Consider the following 23,950-nt stretch of genomic DNA (forward strand, 5'->3'; position numbering starts at 1 on the left):
CGAGCACACCTTCGCAACTAATCACCCAGCAGCAGAGTCCTGCCTCATTCCATCAGACAACGGCCTGTGACAGCCCCGCCATTGGTGGGGGGTTTAGTGGGGGTATTTCGCAGACATGAAAAAGCCCAACCTTCACAGATTGGGCTAAGTCATTGAATAATATGGTCGGGACGGAGTGATTCGAACACTCGACCCCTAGCACCCCATTCAAGCTGGACTTACTCAGCGCCAGTAAATACGGGACTCCAGCAACAGGCGCTCGCTGCAACGACGCCCAACGCTGCTGGATACCGAGTAACGATGTCACTCGAAAAGTCACTGAGGTTTTCTGTCTCTCCCAGTGTTATGCCAGGCAAACAAACCAAAAGTATTTAAAGCCACTCAGGAGCTTAAACACCGCGACAATTCGTGATTTTGTAAATGCTCAACAGCGGCCTGCAGGGTAGGGTTTTTTCGGAATTTCTAGCAAGCCTTCCCCCTACGGACCACTGCCTATCACACAACCTGAGGCTGAACACCTACGAAAACCCAAGTTCTATGAAAGCTTTTGTTACTATATTTCTTCTCTGACCAAACGAGAATTTCGTTAGAGCTCATAAATCTAGGCAAGAGAGCCTGCGACTCATGCGCTTACGATGACTTTAAGTTCAGTTCCAGAAATTGCTTTTACATATGAATAGCTTGTTCCCAAAACCGCTAGCATTTCATCAGATATTTTTGCTTTCGAGATAGCAGGCTGCACTATATAAAAACCCAATCTCAGCTCCAAATCCCTGCATTTATTTTTCAAGATATCAAGTTGCACTGCATCGCCCTTCAGCAGCCGATTGAAACCACTTTCCAACGAATTACTGTACCTAAACAATAACTGGCCAAATAACTCCCCCCCATTATGAAGCCATTTTGCAGAGCGACTTGCCTGCCCAGAGATCACATATGTATCTTCAACCCGAGCACCAGGCACATCCCCTTTCCTGCAATACTTGCAGTGATAGAAATCCACTTGTATATGATCGGCATTTTCACGAATCGCTACTAAATCCGCAACCTCACCTGCCCCATCATCATTAAAAACAATGTCGTAGCCATCTTTTATCTTAGTAAAGGTAAACCCTTGTACGGTATCAAGCTCTCCAAGCTTGCCCATAGACTCCTTATTTATCCGTACGCCTTTCCAGTCCCAACTACTTAGTAGCTTAGCGGGTAGCAATACATTGAGCGTTTTCGGACAGTAATTTCTATAGTTCCCTAAAATTACAGAACCATCGGTCTTTAACAGTTTCAGCGGGTTGCTTTCTAGGTAGTCAGAAAACCTCATCCCACCCTTGAATATTATTTCAACATTATTACAAACAACCTGATACCCATCCTGCACAAGCACTAGCTGTATGGAGAACACCTCAACATCTTCTTTCAATACAGGAATGGACAACTCTTTCTCGCCAACATATACAGGCGTACCACAAGAGAGATCCATGAGACTATACTTAACCCCTTCCACGACAACATAAGTACGACGTTCATTTTCTATATATATCGTCTCAGGCCAATCCGCAAAAAAAAGCCCCTTAGGCCACTTCCCGACAATTGGCTCCGTGCGAACCACATATTCAAGAATATCTTTAGTATTTATCTTATCATCATTGATTTTTTTTGATACGGCATCACACCAGCTTGTCCAACCATCAATGGAGTCAGAATCCATTTTCCAAATTTTACCTTTCGCAGAACATCCAGCAGTATTTTTATCACCGTTCTCAAATCCAATACCAAAAATATTAGATTTAATTGCCGTACCGTCTTCCAAATCACCTAGCACAGCAGTAACATCCCGTCCTACGTGCATTGTAAACCTTAGATCACGCGTACCACGGGTAAGTCCAATATTTTGGAACTTCAAGAGCTCCATATTATGCAAGACTCTAAACGTCTTATCACCAGTAACTTTTACAGCCTTACGGGAAATTCTATTTTTAAATTTTAACGCTTGCCTTTCATCCCCAGAGCAGTTAATAAACAGCGTACCTGTTTCCCTTTTATAGTATGCAAGATACAAATACCAATTAACTGAAGATATTTCTTCTGTATTAGCCCACGCCACAGAACACTCTTCGCGCGTAACCGCCATCACCAGATCTTGTTTTTCGCTGACCGTATAGAGTCTAACCTCTTCACCAGCAGAGTTCATTTCCTTTGCGCCAAAGGGTAGCCAGTCAACGGGCAAAACTGAATATGCAATTGCACTAATATTAGGCGCAGGATTTAAGGCAAGTATTTGATTTCCATCTTCAACATCATCGAACTGAGCATTGAAGGCCTCACGCTGCAACTCTCGAGATATTTTTTTCTCACTTACATCTTTAATTACAGAGCTCCAATCCGCGCTTTCAGAATACAAGGCTGACATTTGACCATCTACATTTTGATTGGCAATATTAGCGACAAACTTAGCAGCCCCCAACTTTGCATCCACTCGCGTTAAGCGACCAATAAATTGCAGCGTAATGGCTGGACTACAATGTTGATCATGCAAAGCGGCTATCTTTAACTCTGGAAGATCAAACCCTTCTCCGAGCATATTTACGCAAACGATGATGCGGTGCTTTTTGCTTTTGATATCATTTATCAATCCATCAGCAACACCACTTTTACTATGTACAAGAACAGGACATAAATCATCATGCGCTTTGTAAATACTAAATATCTGCTTGGCCTTTGTGATTGTTTTGGCGCGAGCCATCAAAATGTGATCTTTCCCCTCAGCAAGATCCTTTCGAAGCAACTCAATTGCCTTGTCGGCAATTGCTTGATCGGCAAGACTAGATTGATACTCTCTTACAGGGTGAAACTCTATATCTTGGAAATATCCATCACTCTGAGCATCTTTAAGTGGGTAATTGTAAATTATATCTCCTTCAAGAGCAGCTTTATCCTCTCGAAAAGGAGTAGCCGTAAATTGCAGACATGGCTTACCATCAAAAGCACGTTTAATCTTAGACCAGGTTCTCGCTGCTACGTGATGAGCCTCATCGACAACTAGATTACTAAAAGCAGCCACTAACTTGGCTAACGTTGCGTCATCGCATAAATCCAGAGCGTTTGGAGTAGAGATAACAATATTACTAGCAATGATTTTTTCAAAATCACCATCATTCAGTAAGCCACTCATTAAATGAATTACAGGAGCTAGTACAGCATCCCCGATAGCCCCCATTTTGCGAAGGTTTTTCAACTCAAGAAATTTATCCGCTGTCTGGCGCCGAAGTGCATCAGATGGTACGACAACTAGTGTTCTTTCGAAGCAACCAGCTAAAACTATTGCAATAATAGTATCTGTTTTTCCAGTGCCTGTAGGCATCACTACCGTGGCCGGCTTTGCCGGAGAAGATATCAGGTGCGCAAGCGACGTAAATACTGCAGCCATTTGAGGCTTTCGAAAGCCGAAATTATTATTAATCGCGCTTGGAGCAATTACTTTTAATGGATTATCTACCCAGCTTTTATAAACTAGGTTATCAGCATACATATCTAGGTTGAGCGTCATAGAATCCTTTCATACTTCCAGTTGAGGGAAAGTTTTCCCCTCTCTCTGATGGCTAAATACCATCACGCCCAGTAACAGTCAATTGGCCAAAATACTCAGTCTGCAGACAAAGCAGGCTTGATAAATTGATCTTTGGGTCAGGATGCAAGTCGGAATGTTGACGTATTACTACAGCTGCGCCTTTTATTTCATGCCTGAGACTTTTTTTGCGTAGGTCTGACAGGCTTGCAGCGCGATCAGTCCCTGATCGCCGTCGCCGGTGATTCCGATAATTCGTTGAGCATGCGCGGGGTCAAGTTGGACTCTATGGGCACCATGAACCACGCCGCCGGGGCTGGTGGTGGTTTGCACTGCGTCACAACCAGTTGCGGCGGTGGCGTCGAGTTGGACTGACAGCCGCAGGTCAGCACTAGCAAGGCGATCACGCAGACGTGCTTGTTTGGTTTTTTCATCGGTCAGGGCTCGGTAATGGGATTGGTCACTGGCTGCCAGCCACTGCTCCAGGGCGAGGCGCTTGCCCTGCTCTGCCAGAATTTGCGCGGAGTTGGCGTTGGCCAGATTGGTGCGCTCGGTTTGTTGGGCAGCTTCCTTGGTGGCCAACTGCTGACCATAGGCGTTGGCCTGCCACTCCCATGCGGCCCACGCGCTGCCCGCCATCAGGGCCAGGATGATCAGCAGCACCCCACCCCACTTCACCGCATCGATCTTCACGCCAACACCTTGAGCGCACGGGCGTACAGCGCCTGCCGATCCGCCGCGCCATTCTGGCCACCGTTGATGCGCTGGGTGATCTTGTCGAACTGGCCCGCGTCGGCCAGTGTGCTCAGGCCCTTGGTCGCCCAGAACCATGCCGCTGACATGCAGGCGTGCTGTGGTTTTTCCAGCAACTCGGGCTGCGTGATCAGGTCAAGGCCCAGCGCTTCGCCGCACGCCATGTAGTTGGCCCGGCCGGTGATCTGGATCAGGCCACGGCCACGGTACTTGGAGCCGTCACCGGCCACGGTGTTGCCCAGGTCTTTGCGGCCTTCGTATTTGGTTTGAGCGGCCGTTGGGCCCCAGATTTCCTTGACGTATTTGAGCTGGCCAGACTCATGGCCAATCTGCGCGATAAACGCGGCTACGCGCTTGGGGCCAATGATCTGGTAATGCCCCATCGCGGCGTTGAGTACCGGAACAAAAACGCCGGCAACTGGGCCAGCGTTGGGGAGAATCTGCAGGAGTTGTTGCTGGGTAATCGACATAAGTTGCCCTTACGAAAAAGCCCGCGCAAGGCGGGCTGGGAGTGGGGGTTTTCGGGTTAGAGTTGAACGATTTTCAGGGTCTTCTGAGGCTTCTTGCCTTTGACCTTGGCCTTGCCCTTCTTGCCGGCATTGCACTCGATCGTCGTCGACCAGCCGGATTGGGTGAAAACTTGTTCCTGGGAGTCCACCAGATACTCGCCATCGAGCCCGTCCTTGAACCCCTGCGCGTTGATCATCCGCTCTGCGAACAGATCAGAACGCCCGGGCATTTCCAGCCGCACACCGGCCGTGGAACGATTGAACGCGGCCAAGCGCGCCTTGGCGGCCTGCTCTGCGGCCGTCTTGTTCGGGTGGATATGCCGATCGGTATGCACCGGCGGAAGGCCGTCCGGAGCGTCGTCGTTGTTCAGATTCACCACCGCCAGTTTGCCGGTGGCTTTGTCCTGGTACTTGGTGCTCACAGCCTTGTGGGTCGAGCGATCGCCCAGCCGAAAGCTGTAGCGGCTGACGTCCGTTTTGTTGATGGTCACGACGCCCAGCGTCTTGCCGCTGGCCGTGACACCGCCCTGACGCGGCATAACGATCAACTTGCCGTCAGCGATCTTGGCCGTGCAGTCATGCAGCCGGGCCAAGCGGGTAATAAAGTTAAAGTCCGACTCACCCAACTGGTCAGCCCGGGGCACGATAGTGGCCACCGTACAGGCCGGCTCCCAGCCGTTACGCCGCGCCACGGCACTGACGATGGTGGCCAAGCTATCGCCCTCCCAACTGCCGCTGCGCGTGGTCTTGCCGCTGCCGCGCATATCACTGGCTTTGCCGCGTATCACCAAGGTATCCGGCGGGCCTGACACCTCGACCTCATCGACAACGTAGCGACCCTCCCGGGACAAGGTCGACCCGGCATAGCCCAGATAGATTTCGATACTGGCACCCCGCGACGGCAACGTCACAGCGCTGTCACGGTCATCAATGCGCAACTCAAACTCGTCCGACTCCATCCCCGGCTTGTCCGAGGTACGCAACAGCAACAGCCGGTCGTTGATCATGCGGGTGATATCGCTTCCATCGGCGACGATGCGGAAAACGGGCGTCATATCCAGCTCCAACAAAAAGCCCCGCACAAAGGCGGGGCTCAGGTTTTAAGGTGCGTTACGCGTAACGATCAGCTCCAGAGCTGGACGGCCTGCTCATCGCTGGCCAGCGCCAAGTCCGGCAACACGATCAGCACACCACCACGATACGGCTCCGGCTCGGCGGCCAGCCCGGGGTTGGCTTCCAGCACCGCCTCCACGCTGCCGTTGAGGTGCCCATAGGCGTTGTGGCAAATGGTGTAGAGTTTGTCGCCGTCAAGCGTTCTGCAGGTCTTCGCCATAACGGACGAACTCCAAACTAAAGCCCTGCTTGCGGGGAATTCCGCCCTGCAGGAACGCGCTTTGGTCCTCAGTGATCGAGGTCAGGCACCAATCCCCCAGGACGTAGCCATAGCCCGTGGTCAGGCCCAAAGGCACCAACAACCCACCAATACTGCGCAGGGTGTCCAGTTGCTTGAGGCCACCCCGGTGCCCGGGAAAGATCGAACCCTTGAGGGTGATTTTGTCGTCACCCATGCCCACCGCCTGCTGTGCCGGCCGCCGCATCAGGCGCTCTTGCGAGGCCCAGCGAAAGCCGCTCTGGCGGTTCAGTTCTTCAAAGGCCGCCGTGTCCAGGTTGAAGTAGTACGTTGGCGCTTCGTGCTTGTGCGGCTGCAGGATCAGCAAGTGAGGGAACGGCTTCACCGCTTCCACCGCCGGCGTGGTGTCCGTCGCAAAAATGCTGGTCGGCAGGATGTTGCCCAGTGCGGGATTGATCTTGCCGGCAATCTGGTTGATCGCGTTTTTTGCCCGGGTTGCCTGCTCTCCCAGTACCTCCAGCCGCTGCTCGATCTGCGAGGCGGCGCGGGTGGCTTGGTTGTAGACCGCGACCACCGACCCCACTTTGGCCTGCGCCGCGCTGATACTGCGCATGACCCGCTGCAGCTTTTCTCCGACCATCGGCCCAATGACCGGCAGGGTCTCCAGCTCAGAGGCCGCGCCGGTCATTTCACTGATTGCGCCGTTTACCGGCCCCATCATGCCGTCAAGGTTGCGCCGTCCTGCCTCCCCGGCCGTGGCCAAGTAACTGACCGTGCTTTGCATCTGCTCCATATAAGCCATATCACCTCCTTACCCGGTATGTGGGGCGTCGTATAACTTGCGGTCATTGGCCCGGCGGGCGTTGTCTTCCATCTGCCGGGCGAAGTCATTCAAATGGCCCTGCATCATGGGTTGCAGCTTGCGCATCAGCTCGTCGGGGTCTTTCACATCACCCTGAACCGTAATCGGCATATGCGGGGCAAAAGTGAACTTCTGATCGATCGGCGCCGGCTTGGATTCAGACTTGAGCACCAAAGGCGACGGGGCTTGTGACCGACCGGACTGCGCGCTCATCGAGCGCACCACATCACCCGGCTCTGCATCGCTGCCAAACAGCGACTTGGCAAACGACGTTTTACCGAACATACCGCCCACGGTGTCGCCACCCATACCCCCCAGGAACGCGCCGACCAGCCCGCCCATCGCCGTGCCAATGATCGGAACCACGGAGCCGATCGCCGCACCGGCAGCAGCACCGGCCATAGTGCCCGCCAGTCCGCCTGCAGCTCCACCGTAACCCTCGGCCTTCTCTTCGGCCGTTTTTGCCGTGGTGTAGGTATCAAATGCCTTGATGCCCGCCTCAAATAGCGAGCCGGCAGGGATGGCTTTCCCCGCCTTGCTGATAGTGCCCACGGCGTTCATCAATCGAGCGCCCAAACGCGGCGGTACGGGTGGCGGTGCCGGCGGGCGTGGCGGCCCTCGGCGCCGCGATCGACGCCCACCGCGACCTCCACCACCCGGGCCACCGCCGCCGATTTCCCGGGCGTTGACCACAAAGACCTTCTGCGTATGGTCAGGCCCGGCCTCATCGTCTCCGCCCTTCGCCTCCCGGATCACATCGAGCAGCTTCAGCCCAGTTTCGACCGGGTCCAGCTTGGTATCAGCAGCGCCCTCACCCTCGGCCGCCTCATCCTTGCGGCCCATCAGCGCATTGAGGCCTGCCGAGACCAGCGACTTGACCGCGTCCCCCTTGCCGTCCCCGTCATCATCACCACCGCCCAGTGCGTCCTTGGTGTTGGTGACAAAGACCGACTGCACGCCGGCACGACCTGCACCGCCACCACCGCCCAATCCGCCCCGGGCCAGATTGACCAGCCCCCGGCCAATCTTGAGCGCGCCCAGCAGACTGGTCACGACGCTGGCACCGGTGGCCAGAGCCGTCAGCCCCATCACCAGCTTGGGCGACTCGTCCGACAGCTTGGTGATGCCCTTGACCACCGTGGTCAGCCCAGTGGCGACCGCATCCGTAACGGGCCGAATGGCATCGCCCACGCTGCGCATGGCATCGTTGCCCGCCTGAATCGTCTCGGCCCATTTTTGCGATGAGGTATCGCGCCGTTCCGACAGGTTTTTGTCGAGGATGCCCGAGGCGCCTGCCGCCTCATTTTTAAGCTGCTCGTACAGCGCCTTGTTCTGCACATAGGCAGTCAGCGCCGACTTGACCTGCATGTCCGCAAAGATATCGCCGGTGCGCAGGGCCTGCTCCAGACTGCTGAGCATGGCCTTGGCTTTTTCCGGGTTCGCCTCTTTACTGATCTGGGCCGTGGCCTCGGCCATCTTGGCCGCTTTCTTCGGGTCGGTGGCCTCGATGTACCGCTTGGCCAACCCAAAACTGGCCTCCAGCGTGGACATGCCTCCCTGAATGCCGGTGTTTAGCGAGCCCTGATAATCAATACCGGCCTTCTTGTAGGCATCCACTACTTCGCCGGAACCGATTTTCTCCATCCAGTTTTTCAGGTTGTTGGCCGCCTCGTCGGAGGTGCCGGCGGTTTTCATCTGCACTTGAAGCATCGCACCCAGTTGCGTCACGGCGTCCATGCCAGTGATGCCCTGTTTCTGCATACTTGCGAGCAGTTGCGGGAACCAACGCGCCATGTCGCTGGCTTCAAAGCTGCCCGCCTGCCCTTGGAATGCCACCGCCTCCAGCGCCTTTTCCAGCACCTTGGGGTCGGTGATATTGGCGTTACTCTGCAGTGCTTGGATCATCTTGGCGGTATCGACACCAGACGAGCCCTGCCCGACGACGAACTTGGCCGCCACCGGCGCAAACTCCATCGCCTGCTTAAGGTCCATCCCCGCGCCGACCAACTGGTTAACCACATCAGCCACTTCGTTGCGGCCCATGCCGATATCGTTCGACGTCGCGATGATGCTGCGCGACATGTCGGCCTCTTGCGCCGAACGGGCCACCCCGGCCTTGATCGCAATGTCCCGGATAATCGCCTGATAATCGGCGCTGACCTTGGCGGTTACGGCCACCATACCGGTGGCCACGACCCCCTGCGCTACTCCTGCGCGCACCTGCTGCTTGCCCTGATCGATCTGGCCAAAGCCTTTGGCCTTCAGCTCAGCGCTACGGCCGGCGCGGCCAAGGCGCTCGTACTCCCGAGACAACCGGCCGACTTCCACGCCTTCCTTGCGCAGCACCCCCAGGTTCCGCTCCAGTCGGTTCTTGAGTGCTTGCGCGCCCTTCTCGCCTTCAGCGTGGGCCTTTTTCCACTCATCGCGCAGGCGCATGGTTTCGCCGATCGTGCTCTGCAGAACCCGGGCTTTCTTGCCTTGCTCACTGAGCTTTTTGACGCGGCTTTCAACGTCTTTAAAAGCAGCGCCCACGGTCGAGCTTACGGCCCCGCCGATCACCAGACCGAGCTGCATTTTATTTGCCATAGGAATGCCCTGTTACGCGTAACGGAAGGGGTGGCTCAATCCGTGAGCCACCACAGCATGCGGTTAAACGGCATGGTCTCGATCTCACTGGCCGAGAAATGAAACTCCCGGGCCAGATGCTTGGCCGCCGCTTTAATCGTTGTAGGGGTAAGGTTCATCATCTTCGACCAAGCGAAAATAGCCGGCCTGCAAGCGGTTGTAGTCCACCACCGTCATGCCGGCGATATCCTTGTCCCCGGCCTGAGTCAGGGAGGCAAACAGGATCAGCTCGCGTTTCTCGGCGTCACCGCCGGACTGGACAGTGGCTTGCTGCACGTCCTTGACGGTTGGGGCTCGCAGGCTTACTCGGTTGACCTTGATCTGGTTGATTTCGACTGCATTGCGCAAGGTGATGGTGGCACCTTCCTCGGTCAGTTCCAGCCAGCTCGGCAGCTTCTTGGTAGCGGTTTCAGTAGTGCTCATGTTCATAGTTCCTTAGAGGCCCAGGACGTTGCGAACGTCCGCCAGTTGGTCCACGCCATCAATGACGCGTACAGCGTTGATCGGGTCGATTTCAAACATGACGCGTCCGTCGATTTCGAGCTTGTAGTAGGTGACGTCCACGGCGTACTTGAACTCGGCTTTGGAGCCGGCCGACCATTCGCCCGGGTCGACTTCGCGCAGGCCGCCACGCAAGGTGGCCACCACGCCGGTGATTGCGCCTTTCTGACCCTTGAAGGCACCGCGAAACGACGCATCAAAACCGGTCTGGTCAAAGGCGCCGAAGTACTTCAGAACCTCACGGCGCACACCGTTGGTGGCAAAGCTGGCCTCCAGCTTTTCCAACCCCATGTCCATCGCCACCGGGGCATCCATGCCGCCGCCGCGATATTCCTCGGTTTTCACCGTGACCTTGGGCAGGCTCAGGCTTGGCACGTCGCCCTGCAGGCTTTGGCCGGCGATAAACATGTTGGTGTTAAACAGGGTTTGCGGAATCATTGAACGCCTCCTTAGGCTTCCAGAACTTCGGTCAGCCACTGGTTAGTAACTTCAACTTGAAAAATCGGGTTTTCCGCCGGCGGAACATCGGTAAAGCGGATGGTCCAATAAACTTTGCCCTGCTCGATCTGTGTGGCCGTGGTCTTCTCAAGGTCGGGGTAGACCTCAAAGTTGATAACCGCGCCTTGTGCCTTCAGGTCTCGCATAAAGGCGTTGATCGTCTCGGTGACGTCCTTGACGTAAGTCTTGGTGATGCCCCGATCGACCGCCCATTTCATGCCCGCTTGAATGGCATCCATGACCATGTCGGTGGTACGCACACGGGTGACAAACGCCCACTTCACATCCGAGGACAGGGTGCGGTTGCCCCACAAGCGATAGCCGCCGTCACGGATGATGGTGGTGATATTGGCGCCGTTGAGCAGGTTGGCGCGGCAGGTCTTGTCGCCATCCAGATACTCGACCGGACGCACCGTGCCGGTGATACCGACAATTTCTTTGTTCGACGGCGACGACCAGAAACCAAAGCGCGAATCGGTCTGCGCGAACAGGCCTGCAGCGATCGCAGAACCTGGCACCGACACGTCGCCGTTGAGCGCTGTGCTCCACTGCTTGACCGCCGGATCAACCATAAACAGGCGCTTGGAACCGAAGTTTTCGGCGTAGGCAATCGCCGCCTCGTCGGTAGTGTTCGGGCCGTCAATGATGCCGATCGCCTTCAACTTGCCGGCCAGCACATCCATCGCGGTGGCCACCGCTTCCGTGGCGCTGTGCTTGGGCGCAATGACCAGCCGCGGCTGCAGGTTAAACAGGCTCTTGCCGTCCAGCAGCGCCTGCAGGCCGGTACGCGTGCCATCGGCTGACACGCCACCAATCACGGCACTGGTCAGCACGGCCGCCTCGGTATCTGCCGGCACACCCACAGCCACGATCGCGGCAGCCGACTGGTTAAAAATCGCCTTGCACGCCCGGGTAATGGCCGAGTCAGCACCGAACGCGGCCACCGCTTCGCTCTCACGGGTCAACAGGGTGGGCACGTTGGACTCCACCAGACCCAGCCCCGGGCTAAAGGTATCGACAATGCCAATGATCGAAGACGAGGGCAGCGCGATGGTGCGGGCGCCGGTCTCGACCAGCGACACGGTAATGCCGTGAAAGAAGTCGGTAAGACTCATAATTTTCTCCATAGAAACGAAAAAACCGCCCTATTGGCGGTTGCGGTACTGCGTTGAAACCTGTGTTTACATCGGTGTGACGCGATACCCGACCGCGATCCAGCGAAAGCCGAATTGCTGAACCAGAGGGGTATATTCTGTGAAGCTCAGCAGGCAGTCCGTGGCTGTTATGTTTTGTTCGTTCAACGTACACGTCACCGACGCGGCCGAAACAACACCGCCGGGATACTGCGTAACCACCGGAATAACGATAAAAGGCTTGGTATCGAACGGATAAGTAAAAACAACCTTTGCGTTGAGCATGCCACCGGGCAAGTCCCCCATCCACCGGCTGCCCCACTGCACAAAAAAACCGGTGTCCTTATCCCACCAGTAACCCGCCGGGTCGTGATACAAGCTCGAAGGCACACCGGCCCCTAGGGCGGTGCGGGCTGCAGCCGGCGTATCACCACCAGTGCCTCCCCGCACGATCGGCAAAATGCCGCTGCTCAACTTGCCGGTGTCCAGCGCGGCCAGAGCCAACTGGATGTTGACGTCGCCACTGCCGTCGAACCACCCCATGCCCGTGGCAGCGCCGCCAAAGGTCAGCGCCCGACCGGTCTGCAACTTGGTCGCCGTACCGGCGTTGGCCGAGGTCGGGCGGCTCAAGGTACCGGTGGTAATCTTGCTGGCATCCAGCGCCGGAATATCCCCCTGAATCAGCGACTGGGCGCCAGTCACCAGCCCCTTGGCGTTTACCGTGACCTTGCTGTAAGTCCCGGCCGCCACACCCGAATCGGCAAGGGTCATCGGGATATCAATGTCGCCACTGCCGTCGAAAAAACCCTGCCCCGTCACCGCACCTTTGTAGGTCAGAAACCGGCCGGCATACAGCTTGCTTGCCGAGCTTGCATTGCCCTTGGTGATTTCTTCACGCACGGTCGACAGGGTCGCCGTGACCAGCGTCGGATCGTCCTGAATCGTGATATTGGCCGTGCTGCTGACGAGGATCTGCAGGCGGATGCCTTGGGTACGGCCGGTGCCCTGAGCCAGTGTCGGCTTGTAGGTCGGCGGGTAGCTGGCCACTGCCACCAGTGCGCCGGTCGAGTCATACAAGCCGACCTCACGCACCCACCAACCGCCGATATCGGACGGCAGGATCAACTCGGCGCTGATCACCGGCCGATCGGCCCGCACCGTCAAACGGTTGAGCTTGAGTCGCACGTTCTCGTGGATCAGCTTTTTCTGCAGCTTGGATGGGATCGGTGTTACGCCATTACCATCGCCGACGCCCATATGGGTGATGTTCCAGGGCGTACCGCTTGCGATCGCCTTGGCCTGCTGCGCCGCGCCAACATCCGTTAGCATGGCGATATACAACGTGTTTTGCTCTGCCATGAATGTGCCTAATTGAGTGAGTTACAGCGGCATGGGAGCGCCGTAGATATTCGCCCCGGGGCCAAGGTTGCGGTACAGGATGTACAGGCCCAGGCCGCGCAGAATCTCCCCGGCCCAAAAGCCGAAGAACATGCCGTTATCCGTGCCCAGCCGCACCGCCGGCGACCAACAGCCGTTCATGGGTTGGCCCGGTACCGGCGTGACCACATAGTGGGTTTGCAGCTCGGTCACACAGGCCTCGATCAAACCGTCCAACCCCGCCACCTGACTGCCCGCCAACCCCGCCAGACAGGCACCGGCCAGCCACAGCCCGGTCATATGGCCGGTGAAGTCCTCCGCCATCGGCTTGGCCGTGCTGGTCATGGGAAAGTCCGTGGGCAGAATGCCGCCCGAGGCTTTAACAAACTGGACCAGCCAACTCAGCCAGTTTTCCGCGTAGGCCTTGAGCTTTGCCGGCACCGCTTTGCCTTGGCTGGCCAGCTCGTACCACGCCCGGCACGCGCCCATCATTGCTCGGGGCTGGTAGCCGCTCCACGCCGTGCCGTTGCCCCAGTGGTACATCGTCCAGGTATCCGGCTTGCCGTACTTGTAGTTATCCCAACGGTTCCACACATAGGCCGATGCGCCCGGGCCCAACTGGCCGAACTTCTGCGCGTACCACTGCTGCGAGTCGTACAGAAACTCGACCATCTGATTGAGCCGGGGCCCGTATTCATTGAGCGGGTCGATGCAGTAAATCAGCGGGTACTGATAACCCGGGTACGGCATGCCGTGCCATGCGCCGATCTGGTCGGTGCCCTCGGCGTAGATATTGGAAAACGGGATTACCCCGGGGCAGTACGCCAACGAATCGTCACGGTATTGCAGGATGGTGCAATCCCCCACCAGCGCCCGGAACTTGGCCTGCCCCTTGACCGTCAGCCGATAGTTCAGCGTGTAGCCATCCTCGGCCGCAAAGGCCGGGGGGACGTCATTGATGCAGTAATACGAGAACGTCAGATTGGTGTCTGAGCTGTCATCCATCAGGATTGAAAAGCCGTCTACCTCGGTGTACTTCGGCGCGCTCGGCTCGGGACGATCCTCGGCCCCGGGCTGGTAGCCCGACAGCGTGGCGTCCTCGGGCCGGATCACCAGCGTGACCCAGGCACCCGCCGTTGCCGGCAACATCCACCACCACCGCCACCCGTCAGCATCGACAATGCGCAGATTGAAATTGCCGTCAGCGCGGTAGGTGATGCTCTGCAGCGGCGCCTTTTCGGTTGGCAGCAGCCAGTGCCCGACGCTGTACCAGCCATCATCGGTGGGGAAAATCGAGCTGACCACGTTGCCGCCGCGCCCTTCAAAAATCCCCGGCTCGTAGCCTTCCTCAGACACGATATCGTCCGAGTGCGAGACGGCACGCAGGTCGGCCATGATGTACTCAGAGCCGTCATCCTTGCTCAGCCGGGTAAAGCTGCTCAGCGGGATATCGTGGGCGACCACTTCGATGTTGGACACCGACTTGGGCAGCGCACAGCTGTACTTGATCCCGCTGCCCTCGACCTTGCTGGGCGACACCACCAGCTCGACCTTGGCATTGAGCGGCGCATTGAAGGTGTCCACGCCGCCGTAACAGGTGCGTACCAGTGAGTCCTTGCTGATCCTGAACCACACCGCCTGCTGCTCCAGGGACACTTGCGCCGCATCGGCGCAATCCACGGTGATGTAACCCATTGAGTCGCGGTTGATCACCGGCTCTGCATCGCTCGGGTAACTGAACTGGTAGGCAATGCCGTCCGTGTAGGGCGTCAGCTCGGTGCGGCTTTGCCGGAAAAAGCGGTCGCTGGAGTCAATCTGCGTGTACTCATGGGCGGTAAAGCGGCACGCATCCATCGCCTTCTTGTAGCGGCTCTCGCCGGTGATCCGCCAGAGCATGTAACAGGCGTCCATGTACCACTGTTCACCATCGGCCGCGTTGCCCATCTGGTTGACGCTGCCCAGCAACGGCACATGCAACGGCCGGTTGTGCTGTACCGCGTTACGCGGGATCAGGTAGCCGCCGTGCTCCACCGGCTGACGGGTGGCGTAGTTCAGCTTGTGCTCCCCGTTCACCGCCGTACTTTTGAGCTGGACCTGCCCGCGCTCTTCCAGCGGGTGGCCTTCGGAAAGCACGTCACCATCGGCGTTAATCTTTTGCCCGGTCCACGCGATGATCCAGTCCACATCGAACTGGCTGCCCGTCTTGTCCCAGTCAATCGAGCCGTCTTCTTTGACTGCCTGCACCGTGGCGTTGATCGCCTCCCAGGCCAATGCGCCGTCAAAGGCAAAGGTCGCCTTGTCCAGATATTCGCCCCAGTGCGGCGCACCGTGGGGAATCGACAACGCGCCGTTGGCGAACTCAAAGGGAACACCCTTGAACCCGCTGTGGGTGGGCTCGGCAGCATCAATCGGCCAGTTGGCCAGCACCGGTTCCTTGGAATTGACGATCCAGTTGGCAATGCGCCGCTGTGGCGTGTCAGGGATTGGCTGGCCCGCGTAGAAATACGCCTCGTAAGCCTCCCAGTGCCACACCGCCGCGTCCAGATAGCGCTGATCCTTGGTCGCCAGATAGGCATGCGCGTAACCGAGGATATGCAGCGCCTGCCCCTCGGTGGTGCCGTCGCCGTTGGGCTGGTACTCCATTTGCGAGTGCGCGATAAAGTGCCGGTTGTTGGCCAGCACGCCCTGCAGGTTCTGCGCGTAGTGCTGCAGCGTGGCGTCGTTGGTGTCGCCGGTGTTGTGCTTGAGAAAACGGTGATGGCCTTCGATCATGCTCAGCGCATTGTTCAGGCCGGTTTTCTGGCTGGCCGGGCGACGGCTGTTAAGCGGGGACAGATGCATCGAACCAACTCCCATCAAAAAAGCCCAACCAACCGCCACCGTCTGACATGAATGTCAGCACGTCCGCCGCGCCCGCCTCGTAGGCCAGCACCGGCGGGCGCTTGCTTGACCAGTGAACGCTGGCCGGAAACGTGACCTTATTCGCCCCGGTGCCCTGACGCAGGCGCACCGTGAATGACCAGGTGTAACCCGCTGGCACATCGGTATTGAGAAACGTGAGCAAGCATTGCGGCTTGTCCAGCGTCACGTCGAAGAACGACACGCCGTTGGTGTAGGCCACGTCCAGAGCCAACGCGGCGCCGGCAGACGGGATCGCCCGCTTGCGCGGCAGCAACAGGCCGCCGGTCAAGTCGGTGATCATCTTGGCCAGTGCCAGGAGCGTGGGCGAAGGCCCGGAAGCGGTCTCGACAACCACGTCCGCCGGCAGGTGAACAATGTCATGGGCCGTTTGCGCTGCTGTTTCCATCAGCTCGATAGCCGCCCGTTGGCGGTCAGACATTTCGCTCATGTAACCCTCATCAGGCCCGGTAAGGCGAAGTTGGAGAAGTAATAGAGGTCGTTGGCCGACAGCTCCAGATTGATCAGGTCGAGGTCGTCCGACCACAGCTCAGGTGATGAAATAGTGACCTCGTCACCCGAAGAAATACCGGCGCCGATGTAGTAGGTGCCGTCCGGGCTAAAGGTGATGCTCAGCCCCACCAGATGCCGGCTGACCGGCTTGGTGTCGTTGATCATCCGTTCCAGCTCGGCAATGGCCGTGTCGCTCAGGCCGCTGTCGAACAGGGCCAGACTCATGGTGAACGTGCCCGGTTCGCCCATCGGCTCCAGTTCGTGCCACTCGGTGATATCCAAAATGTCCGCGAACGGTTCGACCACCCGGCGCAGCGCGCCCACGGTGCCCTTGCGCTTGTGGACTTCAAACGCATCCTTGACCACCTTGCGCTTGATCGTCTCGGACCATTCCGGGTCCCAGCGATCGACACTGCGCTGGATGGCCAGCCACGGCAGCAGTGCCGCCGGGCAGTTCTCGACCGAGTGGACTTGACGCAGCACGTTGGCCAGCTCGACGTCACCCGTCGAAAGCTGGGCAAGCGCCTCTTCCAGCGACACGCGATTGCTCGGCAACAGGCTGGAATCACTCATCAGTGCCACCGATTACCACGCTGGCCTTGATGCAGTTGGCCGCTTGCGTATCCAGCACCACCACATCCGCCGCCGGGTGTATCAGCTCGACCCGCTGCACCCGGGACACATGCAGCGCGGCATGGATGGCCGATTTGCGGATATCCCGCCCCAGACGGCGCTGCGTGTTCACATAGCGCTCCAGCGAGGCGTTGGCCTCGGCCAGACTCAGCTCCATTTCCGGGCCCGGGTACAGGTACAGCACCGCCTCAATCTTGTAGTCGACCAGCTCGGCCGACCGCACCAGAAGGCGATCACCCACGGGGCGCACGTCCTCATCACTGAGCGCGACCCGCACCTTTTCCAGCAGATCGGCCGACGCCTTACCGTCGCCAAGACGGCTCAGAATGCTGACCAGCACCGTGGCCGGGCTCGGGCTGCTGGCCCGGGCATCCGCCACCCGACCATCCGCCGACAGCGCATGAAACACATAAGCATCCCGGGGGCCCGCGATCGACATGCCCTCAAAGGCCAGCAACGTGCGCTCGACCAGAGAATCGTCCGACTCGTATTGCGCCTCGATCGGCGACACTGCAGCGGGGTCAGCCTCGACCACGGTCAGGCGCTTGACGTTGTAGTTAGCCGCCAAATGGTCCACGTCGCTGCCCCGAGCAAACGCCAACAGCAGCGCCTTGGCCGCGTCGTTGATCCGCGCCCTTTCCATCATCTTGTCGTAAGCGCGCTTTTCCAGCAGCTTGACCACCGGCTCAGACTCCAGCGGAGCCGACCAGTTCTTGCCCATCAAGGCGCGAAAGTCGGTCAGCGCCTCCTGATACAGCGTCTCAAAATCCAGCGGCTCCAGCACAATCGGCGCCGGCAAGCGGGACAGGTCCAGAGTACTCATACAGTCACATCCAATAGCTTGCTATCGCCCAGAAAGGTGCCCGACAGGCGAAAGGTGATACGCCCGCTCAGCACGGACACGACTTGAACCCGGGTCAGCTCCAGACGCGGCTCCCAGCGATTCAGGGCGCGGGCAGCTTCGGCCTGCACGGCGCTTTTCCAGCCCTCAGAAACGGGCAAGTCAACAAAGCGGCGGATCGTGCTGCCGTACTCGGGACGCATCAGCCGCGACCCCATAGGCGTGGTCAAAATGTCTTCAATGGACTGCAGCAGGTGATCGAGGCCCGAGATAGGCTGCCCGGTGTGGCGGTCCATTCCGATCATGGGGCTACTCCGGCAGACGCTCTAGGTCGGGGTGTTTATCGAGAAAGGTCTGCGCTTCAGCGTCCGACACCTCGACGCGGTGTTTTCTGACCTCCAGCGTTCGGCCGTTACGCATCACCAGCGTGCGGGAGATAAAAGCAGTGTCGCGATAGGCCACCGGGGCGCTGGGCGCCTCATCAATCGGGGTTGGTTTGCTCGCCATTGTTTTCTCCTGGCATGAAAAAACCCGCACTGGGCGGGTCTTGGTTTAATGCTTGTGGTTGGGTGTATTGCCGCTGGTGTCGATAATTGCCCCGCCACCATTGATATCGCCCGTTACGCGTAACGCGCCATTTATCAGCACTTCGCCATAGATCGTCACATCACCATCCAGCGCGATCGCCCCGGACGTGACGACCACGGCGTTATCCGTAACGGTGGCCGAAGAACTACCAACCTTGATATCCACCGAGCCTGACGGCAGCTCAATGATGTAGCTGTGGGCCTGCCAGTCGTAGGTCAGCGAACCACCATCATCAAACAGCCAGCGCTCGACGTGATCGCGGTTATCCGGGGCTGGCCCGGCATCGCCAAACAACCCCGGCACAAAGGTGCCTTGTGACACGTCACCGCTCGGGCTGAGCAACGCGCCCTGCTCACCCATACTGGGCACCCGCCAGTGCCGCGCCTTGCCCGCTGCCTGACTGTGCCAACGCACCCAGGCACTGATCCATTCCCCGTCAGACACTCGACACACGGGCGGCCTGACAGTCAGGTCAAGGGCGACCACATAGCACTCCTTGACCACCCCGGCGATCATGCGGTCGTGCTCGGCAAGGGCATGGCTCACGGGTCAACCTCATCGCCCACGCTGAACATCAGCGAGCCGGGCGTTTCGTCGGGCCACGGCCATTCAAATTCGCCAAAGTGAACAACCTGCATCCACTCAACGACCCACACGCAGAACTGAGCAAGCTCAGGCGTGGAGCCATCTGGCTGTACCTGTATGTTTTTAGGCGCGTCGACAAAGTCGAGGTCCCAATACTGATTGTGCAGCACGGTCGCAACCCGCCCCGCCAAAATGGAAGCCTGCAGCGGCGCCCGCTTGCGCGTGGCATCGACCAATACCACTGCCTGAAAGCGACAGGTCAACGAGGTTTTACCCGTGCCAGTGTCCGAGGCGTCGCCCATGCCAGTCATGGCGAAGACCAAAGCCGGCTCCCCCATTTCCTTGTTCAGCTCGGGGTATGGCTCGACATGCTTAAAGGCGGGGATGCGCTCACGAAAGATCGCCTCAATGGCATCGTGCAGCATCGTCAGCTCACTGACGGCCTCACTTGATATCGTCGGATCGTTCACTGTCTGCCCCCAAAATCAGATCAACCATGCCCGCACCGTCCGGCTCAGGCCTGACCATCTTGTAACGACCGCCGCCATCGACAGCCGGCAGGTCAATGGTGATGAATGCCCCACGCTTCACATTGGCGGCATCGACTGAGCGCACGGTAAACGTGGGCTCCTTGATCTGGTCGGTATTGATCGCCGCGCCAAGGCGAAAGCCGCTCGCCTTGGCGCCGATCTGCGCACCGAGAAATGGCGACACAAACGCACCGCGAATCGTTGTGCCATCTTCCAGCGTGGCCTGATCGCCAAGGCGATCGATCAGAACGCGGTCCATCCGCGCCGCTCGCTCGCGAAAGCGATCAGCCGCCATCAGGGGATCAACAACGCGGTGGCCACGTTACTGACCATATCGCTGCTCAGCTTGCCGAACGGCACTGAATCAGCCGTGGCAGGGGCCACCAGAACGCCCGCTTTGACGCTGACTTTCTGGCCCTTTTTAAGGGCACCATCAGCCTTTACACGCCACTCGCCACGGGTATGGCCCACCAGCTTGTCGCCTTCCAGACCACCACTGAGCGGGATCAGTACCAGATCATTGATGGCCACCGGCACACCAGCAACGGCGCCGCCGGCCGGGGCGATAAATTCTTGGGTTTCGCCACTGCTTACAAAATTCTTGGCCATAGCCAATTTCTCCTGCTTTAAGAAACAACAAGCCCCGCACAGGGCGGGGCTCAGGGGTTACAGCGCGGCTTAGGCGCCGTTCGACTTGTTCAGACCGCGAGAGTCCAGCGGCGCAACACCTGCATCGATACGCACCTTGGAGATAACACCGTCATTGGTGAAACCTTGTTGCTGCTCCAGGTACGGCAACTCAACACCGTCAAGGTAGGCCACCTCAATGGTGTCGCTGCCCTTCTTGGCCGCCAGATACCACGCGGTAGACGAATTATCATCAAGACGCGGCTCGGCGATCACTTCGGCAAAGTTGCGGATCGGGTTGTCGATACCGGCATTGGTTTCGGCACCGGGCACCGAGGCCGAGCGGATCAATTGCTTGGCCTTGTCTTCCAGTGCCACGGGCACCAGTACGAAACCCGGACGGATGTTGAGGGTTCGAGCCTTGCCGCCTTCGGTCTGGTTCTTCTGCAGTGCCATCGCGGTCTTGGCTTTGCTTAGCGACTCGATCGACAACGCCGAGCCGGCTCCGGTGAACAGGTTCTTGCGCGAATCAGCAAACAGCTTCTTGTCATCGCTCAGATTCTGGTTATTGATTAGGGTGTCATACACCAGATCGCCAATGGTGCCGCGTGCCGCCTCACCCATGCGTTTCGGGATGGTGGTCAGTTGGTCCAGGTCATCGTTGAGGATCGCCTGACGGGTGATCGAGAACAATTCACCGTAGGTGGCCAAACGGATGGTTTCGCCACGGTCGCCGGTGGTGATGTACTTGTACTCGGCACCCGGGCGTACTTCACGCAGAGTCGGGAATTCGCCCATGCCCACACGCTTGGCGGTTTTAAAGTCGCTCAGGCGGCCGGTCTTGGTCCAGAGGTGGAAGGTTTCTTCCGCTTCATTCCAGCCCTGCAGCACCGACGCGGCGGCAATGTCGACGAGGATGTTGCCGAAGTCGCTGGTGTCATGGGTAAACGCCATGCCCACCATCTGCATCGGGGCCAGGGTCGCCACCAGAATGCCGCGATCCTGCAGCGAAGCACGGGCCAGCTCGCGCAGGCTCATGTAGTTGTAAGCGTTATCCTTCTGGATTTCGCCCTGCCCCGTTCGACTTACCAACGACGCACGCACCGAGTCGCCGACCAGATTGCCGTTGGTGAGGTGCCCGGGGTGACGCGGCGCTGGCCCACCCGTAGGGGTGGTGTCTTTGCCCAAAGCCACCAGTAGCTGCTCACGGGCGTTTTCGACGCTGCATTCCATGTCGGTCAGGCAGGTATTGAACAGTTCGGCATGGGCCACGTTGAAACCACCGAACGCGGCTGTAATCGCGGTACGGCGCTCGGTCTCGGCCTGCACCACCTGAGCGCGAATTTGCTCAGGGGTCGGAACCGATCCCGCTGGAGCAGGCGCAGGGGTTGGAGTAGGCGCTGGGGGAGTGGTCGAGCCACGCGGCTCCCACAGTTTTTTAAATGCTTCGGGCATGTTGGTGAACTCCTGCATGCGATTAGATTTGATATGGGCGGCGGCCTTGATTGGTTCAATGACGGTGTCTGCGAACCCGGCCACCACCGCTTCAGTTCCGTTCATCCACGTCTCATCCTTCAACAAGGCGTGAATTTCATCGGCGGTTTTCCCGGTCTTGGCCACATAGGCCATGACCAGTGAGTCTTCGACCTTGTCCAGCAGGTCGGCATAACGGCGCAGGTCCTCGGCATCGCCACCCTGAATGCCCCACGGCTTGTGGACCATGATCATGGCGTTTTCGGGCATGCTGATCGTGTCGCAGGCCATCAGGATCACGCTGCCCATCGACGCGGCCAGACCATCCACAAACCCCTCGATACGCGCCGGATGCGCCTTGAGCAGGTTGTACATGGCCATGCCTTCAAACACGTCACCGCCGGGCGAGTGGATGTGCAGGTTGATCTGTGACACGTCACCGAGGGCTTTCAAGTCGCGGGCAAACTGGTTGGCCGTGATGCCCCAGGCACCAATGTCGCCGTAAAGCATCAGGTCAACCACGCCCCGGGCCTTGGCGCGCAGCGTGTACCAGCTCTCACCCGCGCTACTTGTTGACCCCCTCGGGGTCATCGTCATCTGGTTTTTTTTCCGCTTCATTCGCTTTGTTTTTCCCGTAGTACAGGTGATAGGCGTCCGAGCTGAACACCAGCCCTTGCGCCCGGTTGGTTTCAATCTCTGACTTGCGGGTGCGCTTCAATTCCTGCGGGTTGCGCTGACGCGCCCGGGCCACTTCGGCCTCATCGGCAAAGCCCGCCTCAACAAGGATTTTCCAGGCATTGGCCTCATGCACCGGGTTGATCCAAGGCATGACCGGCCCCTGATAGATCGCGCCATAAATCGTGCTGGGGTCGACGGTCTTGGGCACCACCAGCACCCCGCTGGCGATCGCAATGCGCAACCACGCCCGGAACACTGGCCGGCACCAGTAGTCGATAAATTCGTGCTGCAGCAGGTCATAACCCAACTGCCCTTCCACCAGCTCCTGACGCTGCGCCGAGTAGGTGCCGTCATAGCTGCGGGCCACGCTGGAGTAAGTGCCCCGGGTGCCCGCTGCCACCGCCTTGAGCTGACCATTGCGGAACCCCTCAAGAAACGGGTTAGGTCGGTTGCTTTCGATCATGCCCACGTCTTCGCCGGGCAACAGGGTGTCGACCACGACCCCGGGGGCCAGCGGAAAAGTCCGCTCGGGCGCCTTGGTCTGGCTGGGCACAAAGTCGTCTGGCGTGCCCTTCTTGATGTACATCGCCAGTGCCGCGCTGATTCGTGCGGCCACCCGCTCGCTTTCTTCGTAATCCTTGATATCCGCCAACCGGATAATCACGGCATGCAGCAGGGGCTGACCACGGTTCTGGCCAATCCGTTTGCGGTGCGCGATATGGATCATGCGATCGGCCGGGACGCTCTTGGTGTCGAGGGTCATGCCATAACCCAGACCATCGCCCGGGTGCTGCTTGAGCAGGTGATAGGCCTTTACCCGCCGCCAACCGTTACGCTCAATGCCTTGGGAAATACCCTTGGCCAAGTCCGTGTAACTCCACGGCAGGTAGTCCGGCTCCAGCAGCTCCAGGGCAAACGGCACGTCATGCAGATGGTCATAATTGGCCACCCTACCGATCAGCATCTGGGCCAGCCCCTCACCGTCTCGCAACCAAGTGCGACACATCAGGCGCTCCATTTGCGGCCGCGATAACTCGCCAGAAGTCTCCGGCGACAACGACCACTCGGACCACTGCGCCTTGATCGCGGCGGCAAATTCCAGATCAACGTCACCGGCATAGGTGAGCGGGATCGGCTCTACCGATATACCCGTACCACCCACCACCCGCTCTTCCAGCCGGTCAAACAGGCCGGTGACAATGTCGTGATCTTCGTCCAGCTTGCGGCACTGTTCACGCAGGGATACGGCCGACTTCTGCAGGGACTTGTCAGCACTTTTTGACTGCTTTTTCGCCTTGTGCGTACGGGTAATATCCGACGCCTCAAACGCCTGAATCACGTTACGGGCTCGCAGACGCTCGGCCACGACTCCGGGAAATACCGGGGCCAACATACGGTCGAACAGGTTCATGC

At 58.4% G+C, this 23,950-nt stretch carries 23 protein-coding genes; all 23 read right to left on the reverse strand.

Annotation, left to right across the window (positions count from 1 at the left end; all coding sequences use genetic code 11):
* Nucleotides 1-622: 622 nt before the first annotated feature.
* Nucleotides 623-3,544: a DEAD/DEAH box helicase gene (locus tag BLU25_RS05090; RefSeq protein ID WP_016781305.1), complete on the reverse strand. Its 2,922-nt coding sequence runs from the start codon at nucleotides 3,542-3,544 to the stop codon at nucleotides 623-625.
* A 183-nt stretch (nucleotides 3,545-3,727) separates the two neighbouring features.
* A complete protein-coding gene (locus BLU25_RS05095; RefSeq protein WP_016781306.1) occupies nucleotides 3,728-4,255 on the reverse strand; it encodes a lysis system i-spanin subunit Rz in 528 nt (175 codons plus the stop codon).
* Nucleotides 4,252-4,785 carry a glycoside hydrolase family 19 protein gene (locus BLU25_RS05100; protein WP_016781307.1) on the reverse strand — a complete coding sequence of 178 codons (534 nt, stop codon included), beginning with the start codon at nucleotides 4,783-4,785 and terminating at the stop codon, nucleotides 4,252-4,254. The genes BLU25_RS05095 and BLU25_RS05100 overlap by 4 nt, the downstream gene beginning before the upstream one ends.
* Nucleotides 4,786-4,841: 56 nt before the next feature.
* Nucleotides 4,842-5,879 (reverse strand): phage late control D family protein, encoded by a 1,038-nt coding sequence (locus BLU25_RS05105; protein ID WP_083369551.1) that lies wholly within the window; start codon nucleotides 5,877-5,879, stop codon nucleotides 4,842-4,844.
* 68 nt (nucleotides 5,880-5,947) lie between these two features.
* Entirely contained in the window at nucleotides 5,948-6,157 is a 210-nt protein-coding gene (locus BLU25_RS05110) for a tail protein X (protein WP_016781309.1), read from the reverse strand.
* Nucleotides 6,132-6,977, reverse strand: coding sequence for a phage tail protein (locus BLU25_RS05115; RefSeq protein WP_016781310.1), 846 nt, complete (start codon nucleotides 6,975-6,977; stop codon nucleotides 6,132-6,134). The genes BLU25_RS05110 and BLU25_RS05115 overlap by 26 nt, the downstream gene beginning before the upstream one ends.
* 9 nt (nucleotides 6,978-6,986) lie before the next feature.
* Nucleotides 6,987-9,623, reverse strand: coding sequence for a phage tail tape measure protein (locus BLU25_RS05120; RefSeq protein WP_169716042.1), 2,637 nt, complete (start codon nucleotides 9,621-9,623; stop codon nucleotides 6,987-6,989).
* Between the two features lie 132 nt (nucleotides 9,624-9,755).
* Nucleotides 9,756-10,085, reverse strand: a complete 330-nt coding sequence (locus BLU25_RS05125; RefSeq protein ID WP_016781312.1) for a phage tail assembly protein — start codon at nucleotides 10,083-10,085, stop codon at nucleotides 9,756-9,758.
* A 12-nt stretch (nucleotides 10,086-10,097) separates the two neighbouring features.
* Entirely contained in the window at nucleotides 10,098-10,601 is a 504-nt protein-coding gene (locus BLU25_RS05130; RefSeq protein WP_016781313.1) for a phage major tail tube protein, read from the reverse strand.
* A gap of 11 nt (nucleotides 10,602-10,612) precedes the next feature.
* Complete coding sequence (locus BLU25_RS05135) at nucleotides 10,613-11,776, reverse strand: phage tail sheath subtilisin-like domain-containing protein (protein ID WP_083369553.1); 1,164 nt, start codon at nucleotides 11,774-11,776, stop codon at nucleotides 10,613-10,615.
* A gap of 66 nt (nucleotides 11,777-11,842) precedes the next feature.
* Complete coding sequence (locus tag BLU25_RS05140; protein WP_016781315.1) at nucleotides 11,843-13,153, reverse strand: phage tail protein; 1,311 nt, start codon at nucleotides 13,151-13,153, stop codon at nucleotides 11,843-11,845.
* 21 nt (nucleotides 13,154-13,174) lie between these two features.
* The gene (locus BLU25_RS05145) at nucleotides 13,175-16,012 is read right to left on the reverse strand and encodes a hypothetical protein (RefSeq protein WP_016781316.1); all 2,838 of its coding nucleotides are present in this window, start codon (nucleotides 16,010-16,012) and stop codon (nucleotides 13,175-13,177) included.
* Nucleotides 15,993-16,520, reverse strand: a complete 528-nt coding sequence (locus BLU25_RS05150; protein WP_016781317.1) for a hypothetical protein — start codon at nucleotides 16,518-16,520, stop codon at nucleotides 15,993-15,995. The genes BLU25_RS05145 and BLU25_RS05150 overlap by 20 nt, the downstream gene beginning before the upstream one ends.
* Complete coding sequence (locus BLU25_RS05155) at nucleotides 16,517-17,155, reverse strand: phage tail protein I (protein WP_016781318.1); 639 nt, start codon at nucleotides 17,153-17,155, stop codon at nucleotides 16,517-16,519. Before BLU25_RS05155 ends, BLU25_RS05150 begins: the two co-directional genes overlap by 4 nt.
* On the reverse strand, nucleotides 17,148-18,038 hold the full coding sequence (locus tag BLU25_RS05160; RefSeq protein ID WP_016781319.1) for a baseplate assembly protein: 891 nt from the start codon (nucleotides 18,036-18,038) through the stop codon (nucleotides 17,148-17,150). Before BLU25_RS05160 ends, BLU25_RS05155 begins: the two co-directional genes overlap by 8 nt.
* On the reverse strand, nucleotides 18,035-18,361 hold the full coding sequence (locus BLU25_RS05165; RefSeq protein ID WP_016781320.1) for a GPW/gp25 family protein: 327 nt from the start codon (nucleotides 18,359-18,361) through the stop codon (nucleotides 18,035-18,037). Before BLU25_RS05165 ends, BLU25_RS05160 begins: the two co-directional genes overlap by 4 nt.
* Before the next feature lie 4 nt (nucleotides 18,362-18,365).
* Nucleotides 18,366-18,563, reverse strand: a complete 198-nt coding sequence (locus BLU25_RS05170; RefSeq protein ID WP_016781321.1) for a hypothetical protein — start codon at nucleotides 18,561-18,563, stop codon at nucleotides 18,366-18,368.
* Between the two features lie 45 nt (nucleotides 18,564-18,608).
* The gene (locus BLU25_RS05175) at nucleotides 18,609-19,190 is read right to left on the reverse strand and encodes a phage baseplate assembly protein V (RefSeq protein ID WP_016781322.1); all 582 of its coding nucleotides are present in this window, start codon (nucleotides 19,188-19,190) and stop codon (nucleotides 18,609-18,611) included.
* The gene (locus tag BLU25_RS05180) at nucleotides 19,187-19,654 is read right to left on the reverse strand and encodes a hypothetical protein (RefSeq protein ID WP_016781323.1); all 468 of its coding nucleotides are present in this window, start codon (nucleotides 19,652-19,654) and stop codon (nucleotides 19,187-19,189) included. Before BLU25_RS05180 ends, BLU25_RS05175 begins: the two co-directional genes overlap by 4 nt.
* 19 nt (nucleotides 19,655-19,673) lie before the next feature.
* Complete coding sequence (locus BLU25_RS05185) at nucleotides 19,674-20,054, reverse strand: head-tail joining protein (protein ID WP_016781324.1); 381 nt, start codon at nucleotides 20,052-20,054, stop codon at nucleotides 19,674-19,676.
* Nucleotides 20,054-20,368 carry a capsid cement protein gene (locus tag BLU25_RS05190; RefSeq protein ID WP_016781325.1) on the reverse strand — a complete coding sequence of 105 codons (315 nt, stop codon included), beginning with the start codon at nucleotides 20,366-20,368 and terminating at the stop codon, nucleotides 20,054-20,056. The genes BLU25_RS05185 and BLU25_RS05190 overlap by 1 nt, the downstream gene beginning before the upstream one ends.
* A 69-nt stretch (nucleotides 20,369-20,437) precedes the next feature.
* Nucleotides 20,438-22,477: a ClpP-like prohead protease/major capsid protein fusion protein gene (locus tag BLU25_RS05195; RefSeq protein ID WP_050901275.1), complete on the reverse strand. Its 2,040-nt coding sequence runs from the start codon at nucleotides 22,475-22,477 to the stop codon at nucleotides 20,438-20,440.
* Entirely contained in the window at nucleotides 22,425-23,948 is a 1,524-nt protein-coding gene (locus tag BLU25_RS05200; RefSeq protein ID WP_016781327.1) for a phage portal protein, read from the reverse strand. Before BLU25_RS05200 ends, BLU25_RS05195 begins: the two co-directional genes overlap by 53 nt.
* Nucleotides 23,949-23,950 lie beyond the last annotated feature (2 nt).

The sequence above is a fragment of the Pseudomonas fragi genome (assembly GCF_900105835.1).
GTDB classification, from domain to species: Bacteria; Pseudomonadota; Gammaproteobacteria; order Pseudomonadales; family Pseudomonadaceae; genus Aquipseudomonas; species Aquipseudomonas fragi.